Here is a 6,634-nt window from a genome sequence, read left to right on the forward strand (position 1 = left end):
GCCGACCCTAAAAGCCCGAGGGCTTTTTTAGGACTGGCTGGCACGCTTGCGCGCCGATGCCTGACGAGCTCTGACGTTTGGATCAAGCTCAAGCTTGCGAATACGAGTCGCTTCAGGGGTTACCTCAACACACTCGTCTTCACGGGCAAACTCCAAGCACTCTTCAAGCGAGAGCTTCTTTGGAGGAGTAAGACCGACAAAGTTGTCGGCAGATGCAGCGCGCATGTTGGTGAGCTGCTTCTCCTTGGTGATGTTGACATCCATGTCGTCGGCGCGAGAGTTCTCGCCAACCACCATGCCGCAGTAAACCTCGCTGGTTGGCTCAACAAAGAACGCACCGCGCTCCTGAAGGGCGATCATCGCGAACGGAGTTGCAACACCGGCACGGTCGGCAACCATCGAACCGTTCTGACGGGTTGAGATATCTCCAGCCCAGGCTTCGTAACCTGCAGATAGTGCGTTAGCAATACCTGCACCCTTGGTGGTGGTTAGGAATTCAGTTCTAAAGCCAATTAGACCTCTGGAAGGAACACGGAATTCGATGCGAACCCAACCGGTGCCATTGTTGATCATGTTGGTCATGCGGCCCTTGCGAGCAGCTAGCAACTGAGTAACAGGACCTAGGAACTCCTCTGGGGTGTCAATGGTCAGGTCTTCAACCGGCTCGTGAACCTTGCCGTCAACCTTGCGGATAACTACCTGAGGCTTACCTACGGTTAGCTCATAACCTTCACGACGCATCTGCTCAACCAAGATCGCTAGTGCAAGCTCGCCACGACCCTGTACTTCCCAAGCGTCTGGACGCTCGGTAGGCAAAACCTTGATCGACACGTTACCGATTAGCTCGCGGTCTAGGCGGTCCTTCACCAAACGTGCGGTGACCTTTGCGCCCTTAACGCGACCTGCCATAGGCGAGGTGTTGATACCAATGGTCATCGAAATTGCTGGGTCGTCAACCTTGATTAGAGGCAGTGGACGAATGTCGTTTGGATCACAAAGGGATTCACCAATGGTGATCTCTTCGATGCCGGCAACGGCCACGATGTCTCCAGGGCCAGCCTTTTCAATTGGGTAGCGATCAAGCGCTTTGGTTCCCAAAAGCTCGGTGATCTTTACGGTCTGGGTGGTGCCATCCTGGCGAACCCATGCAACCTGCTGACCCTTTTTGATCTCACCGTTGTAGATGCGAAGCAGTGCCAAACGGCCAAGGAATAGGGAAGCGTCCAAGTTGGTGACGTGAGCCTGCAGTGGAATGTTTTCGTCGTAGCTAGGAGCCGGGATGTATTTGAGAATTGCCTCAAATAGTGGCTCAAGGTTGTCGGTGTCAGGCATTGAGCCATCCGCCGGCTTGTTTAGTGATGCACGTCCTGCGCGACCGGATGCGTAGATAACAGGTAGGTCCAAGATTGCGTCAACATCTAGATCTGGCACGGTGTCGTGTAGGTCGGATGCAAGACCCAGAAGTAGGTCGTGGCTCTCTTCAACAACCTCGTCGATGCGAGCATCCGGACGGTCGGTCTTGTTGACAAGCAAAATAACTGGCAGGCGAGCCTCGAGTGCCTTGCGCAATACAAAGCGAGTCTGAGGCAGTGGGCCTTCTGATGCATCAACCAATAGCACAACGCCATCCACCATCGATAGACCGCGCTCAACCTCGCCACCGAAGTCAGCGTGACCCGGGGTGTCAATTACGTTGATGACAATCTGCTCACCCTTGGCCGCAGGACCCGCGTAGGTGATTGCGGTGTTCTTGGCGAGGATGGTAATTCCCTTTTCGCGCTCAAGATCGCCCGAGTCCATGACTCGCTCATCCATCGAGGCGTGTGCTGAGAACGCACCAGTCTGCTTTAGCATGGCGTCGACCAAGGTGGTCTTACCGTGGTCTACGTGGGCGACAATGGCAACGTTTCGTAAGTTTTCGTTATGTTTCACAGGGATTTTTCGACTCTCAAGAGGGCAACCTCTCAATTCTAGCCAGCTAGCGCCCTTTTAGGGGATTGGCTTCAAGACTTCGGTAGTCTTGTAGTTCATTGAAAGGGGTGAGGACGCTTGTATCTGAAGAGCATCACCCTTAAGGGTTTTAAGTCTTTTGCCCAGCCAACGACTCTGAATCTAGAGCCTGGCATCACCTGTGTGGTTGGCCCCAACGGGTCCGGTAAGTCAAATGTTGTTGATGCATTGGCATGGGTTATGGGTGAGCAGGGCGCTAAGACCTTGCGCGGCGGAAAGATGGAAGATGTCATCTTTGCCGGAACCGAAACCAAAGGCCCACTTGGTCGCGCTGAGGTTCAGCTCACCATCGACAACACCGATGGCGCTTTGCCAATTGAGTATTCCGAGGTAACTATTTCTCGCGTGCTATTTAGAAACGGCGCGAGCGAGTATGCGATCAACGGCGAAACCTGCAGGCTTTTGGATGTTCAAGAACTACTGAGCGATTCAGGTTTGGGACGCGAGATGCATGTCATCGTCGGTCAGGGTCAGCTAGACACCGTTTTGCGTGCCACACCGATTGAGCGCAGAGCATTCATTGAAGAAGCAGCCGGTATTTTGAAATACCGCAGACGCAAAGAAAAAACTGAGCGCAAGCTTGAGGCGATGCAGGCGAACCTCACCAGGCTCTCTGACCTCACCGCAGAACTTCGCAGAAACCTAAAGCCACTTGGTCGTCAGGCAGAGGTCGCAAGAGCCGCCAAGGAAATCGGTGCCATCGCAAGAGCTGCAAAAGCCAAGCTCTTGGCTTTCCAGATCACCGCACTCAAGAACCAACTCGAGAGCGTATCCAAATCTGAGAGTGAGCGTCGTGCTGAGTCTTCTTATGCTCAATCACAGCTAACTAATACCCGCACCGGCATCCAAGAGCTAGAGACCCAGTTGGTGTCCGGTGAGCTAGATGCCCTGCGCCAGCAATTATTTGGGTTTGAATCTCAAGAAACCAAGTTGCGCAACCTGCAGAACCTCGCTCAGCAGCGCATTGCACTTATTGGAAGACAAGAGTTTTCATCCCGTGAGATTGAAGTTGCTGATCTCGCTAGCCAGCTAAAGCAGGCTGAGGCTGAGCTAGCAGAACTAGAAAAAGAGATCTCTTCCACCGCAGAGCTACTCGGCGCTCGCGAGCAGGAGCGCTTAAAGGCTGCTGCAGCGCTTGCTGCCTTTGAGGCCGATGCGCTCAGACAGCGCAGCGCCGTTGAGGCTCAAGAGCGCGAGCGAACCGCACTGGCAAGCCAGGTATCGGTAATGCACTCCAAGGCTGATGGTTTTGCCGGGCAGATTGGAAACCTTGAGACCGCTCTCAAAGACGCCATCGCAAAGATTGCTCAGCTTTCTGGCGAACAGGCTGAGATTCAACCAACCGCAAACAGCACCTCCGATGAGGAGCTTCGAGTTGCCTACGAAAAGGCACAGCTTGCAGAATCTGCTCAGCGAACCAAGTTGGATCAGGCTCGTGACGCACTCCACGCCGCAGAGCGTGAGCGCGATGCGGTGGCCGCAAAGCACGCTGCGCTGGGCATGACCCTTGAGCAAAAAGACGGTTCTTCCGAAGTTAGAAATGCTGGACTTTCTGGCATCAAGGGACTTCTTGCTGAGTCGGTAAGTATTGAAAAGGGCTACGAGGTTGCGGTTGCGGTTGCGCTTGGAACCTTGGCGGATGCGATCGTTGCATCAAGCAAAGACCAGGCAATTGCAGCGCTTAGATATTTGAAAAACGAGGGCCTGGGTCGAGCAGAGTTCTTGATTGCCGACGGCAGCAAGGTAACTGCCAAAAAGCGCGAGGTCGAAGGGTTGGTGGCAGCAGATTCTGTTGTTACCGCACCGCAGTCTGTGCTCGATGTTTTGCAGGGCGTCTATTTCGCAAGCGATCTAGATCAGGCTGCCAAGGCTCTCGATTCCAAGGCACTAACTGCGGCAAACATCATCACCGTGGATGGCGATTGGGTTTCGCGCTCTTTGGTTCGCGGTGGCGGTTCTAAGCAACCTTCAAAGTTGGAGCTCAAGGCCGAGCAGGAGTCTGCAGCCAAGAGGCTTAGTGAACTAGCGGCCAGCATCGACAAGCTAAGCGCAGCGCTTGAATTCCAAAAGACTGCGCTTTTGGAATCTGAGACCAAGGTTCGCGAAAGCCTTAGCTCACTGCAGCAGCACGATGCCGAACTTGCGGCTAGGGCTGAGCGCGTTGGTCGAATCATTGCGCAGGTTGACTCCGCAAAAAACGAAAAACTTCGCATCGAGCGAGAGCTTGAAACCCTCGCGCAGTCGCAACAGTCCGCCCAGCTCGAGGCAAAGGCAGCGGAAGAAAAACTCACTGCTTTGCCTCAGGCTCAAAGTGTCGAGGGCAACGAGTCTGAGCGTGCCCAGCTTGTTGTGCTTTTGGAGGCCAGTCGTCAGGCTGAGCTTGATATTCGCATCAACGTTGGAACCTTCTCCGAGCGGAGAATTGCAGCGAGCAAGTCTGTTGCCATCCTGAAGGGCCGCGTCAACGAAGCGACCGCCGCTCAAGAGCGCGAGAAAAAGGCCACCGAGGAAAAGATTTCTCAGCTAGGCCAAGCAGAACAGGCTCTAGCCGTTATTCCTGCCGCACTAGATGCTGCAAGTCGTTTGGCTAACCAAGTTCGATCACAGGTTCGAGAACTAGAAGCGCAGCGCATTCAGCTCACCGAGCGCCTAACTCAACTTCGCTCGGAGGCTGCAACTTTGGAAGCTCGCTATAACGAGCTGAATCAAGGCGTGCACGAAGTTGAAATGCAAAACTACGAGCTTCGTCTAAATCTTGCCAACCTAACCGAGCGCGTAACAACAGAACTTCATATTGATGTCGAGACTCTGGTTCAGGAAACCGAACTGGGTTCTCAAACCAGAGAAGAGCTCGAAAAGGAAGTTCGCCAGGCGGACCAAAAGCTTTCGCAGCTTGGTGCTTTCAACCCGCTAGCACTCGAGGAATTCGCAGCATTAGAAGAACGTCACAAATACATGAGCGAGCAGCTCGAGGACCTCGCTCGCGCTCGCTCTGACCTGATGGGAATCATAAAGGACCTGGATCAGAAGATGAAGACCATCTTCGCCAGCGCATTTGAGGACACCAGACGCGAGTTCGAAAAGGTATTCCCACTGCTATTCCCTGGTGGAACAGGTTCCATCTCACTATCCGAGCCAGATGACCTGATGGCCACCGGTATTGAGGTTGCGGTTCGCCCAGTTGGTAAGCGCATCGAGCGAATGTCACTGCTTTCTGGTGGTGAGCGATCGCTGGCAGCAGTTGCGCTTTTGATTGCAATCTTCAAGGCAAGGCCTAGCCCCTTCTATGTATTGGATGAGGTTGAAGCCGCTCTAGATGATGCCAACCTGGGAAGGTTGCTTGACGTTATTGAGTCACTGCGCAAATCGTCTCAGCTGATCATCGTGACTCACCAAAAGCGCACCATGGAGATTGCAGATGCGCTCTATGGTGTTTCTATGCGTCAAGACGGCATGAGTGCAGTTGTTGGCCAAAAGCTTGAGAAGGTGCGCTGATGTTTAAGTTTCTAAAGCGACTTCGTGGCAATAAGCCAATCGAAACCCCAGCGGTCATTGAAGAAGTTGTTGTTGCTCAGCCAGTTGCTGAGGTTGAGGTTCAGCCGATTGTCGAAACAGTCAAAGTTGAAACTCCTAAGCCTGAGGTTCAAAAGGTAGAAAAGCCAAAGCCTGTCGAAAAACCAGTGGTGGCAGTTCAAGAGGTTGAACTTCCTAAGCGCAGTCTGGGAGATGGAGTTCGCTCCTTGTTCTCATCGAACATTGAGCTGGACGACCTTGAAGACATTTTGATTCGAGCGGATTTTGGCGTTGACGCTTCTCTCGAGATTTCAGATGAGCTCAAACGCGAAGCAAATAAGGCAGGGGCTTCCTCGGATGCTGAGCTTCGACTTTTGCTGAAGGATTTACTAACCAAGAAGCTCACCCGTGCTGATGCTGCGCTAAATCTTTCAGATGGCAAGTTGCCCTATGTGATTTTGGTGGTTGGCGTGAATGGTGCTGGAAAGACGACCACCATCGGCAAGCTCTCACGTTGGCTAAGAGATGGCGACTGGAATGTAGTTCTAGGCGCTGCTGACACCTTTAGAGCTGCTGCGGTAGAGCAGCTAGCCACTTGGGCACAGCGAGCCGATGCCAGAATCGTTCGACCTGAAAAAGAAGGTCAAGACCCGGCATCTGTTGCCTACCAAACTGTTGAGCTCGCACTTTCTACCGACGCAGATATCGCGATCATCGATACGGCAGGACGATTGCAGAACAAAAAAGACCTAATGGACGAACTCGGCAAGATTCGCAGAGCAGTTGAGAAGCAGGCCAGCATCGCAGAGGTGCTGTTGGTTATCGATTCAACCATGGGCCAAAATGCCATGGCCCAAGCCAAAGCGTTTGCTGAGGTTGCCGATGTGACCGGCATTGTGATGACCAAGCTTGATGGCACCGCAAAGGGCGGCATTCTTTACTCACTGCAGGAGCAGCTTGACCTACCAGTTAAGCTCGTCGGTGTTGGTGAGGGTATAAATGACTTCGCATTTTTCTCGCCAGAAGAATTTGCTAAAGGTTTAGTCGCCTACAAACAGGAGCGCTAGTTGTTCGGAAATCTCTCTGACAGACTCTCAGATACCTTCAAAAA

General features: G+C 53.0%; 3 protein-coding genes. 2 read left to right on the forward strand and 1 reads right to left on the reverse strand.

Going from position 1 to position 6,634, the window contains the following annotated elements:
* Positions 1-27 precede the first annotated feature (27 nt).
* Entirely contained in the window at positions 28-1,932 is a 1,905-nt protein-coding gene (typA, locus tag AC128V_RS06040; protein ID WP_482763777.1) for a translational GTPase TypA, read from the reverse strand.
* 117 nt (positions 1,933-2,049) lie between these two features.
* Between typA and smc the strand changes: the two genes are divergently transcribed.
* Entirely contained in the window at positions 2,050-5,505 is a 3,456-nt protein-coding gene (smc, locus tag AC128V_RS06045) for a chromosome segregation protein SMC (protein WP_482763778.1), read from the forward strand.
* On the forward strand, positions 5,505-6,590 hold the full coding sequence (ftsY, locus tag AC128V_RS06050; protein WP_482763779.1) for a signal recognition particle-docking protein FtsY: 1,086 nt from the start codon (positions 5,505-5,507) through the stop codon (positions 6,588-6,590). The genes smc and ftsY overlap by 1 nt, the downstream gene beginning before the upstream one ends.
* The last annotated feature ends 44 nt before the right edge of the window (positions 6,591-6,634 follow it).

The organism is Aquiluna sp., assembly GCF_965064355.1.

Bases quoted from the DNA above. Each gene is read 5' to 3' on its own strand.
- ftsY (WP_482763779.1), top strand. From the start codon at position 5,505: ATGTTTAAGTTTCTAAAGCGACTTCGTGGCAATAAGCCAATCGAAACC.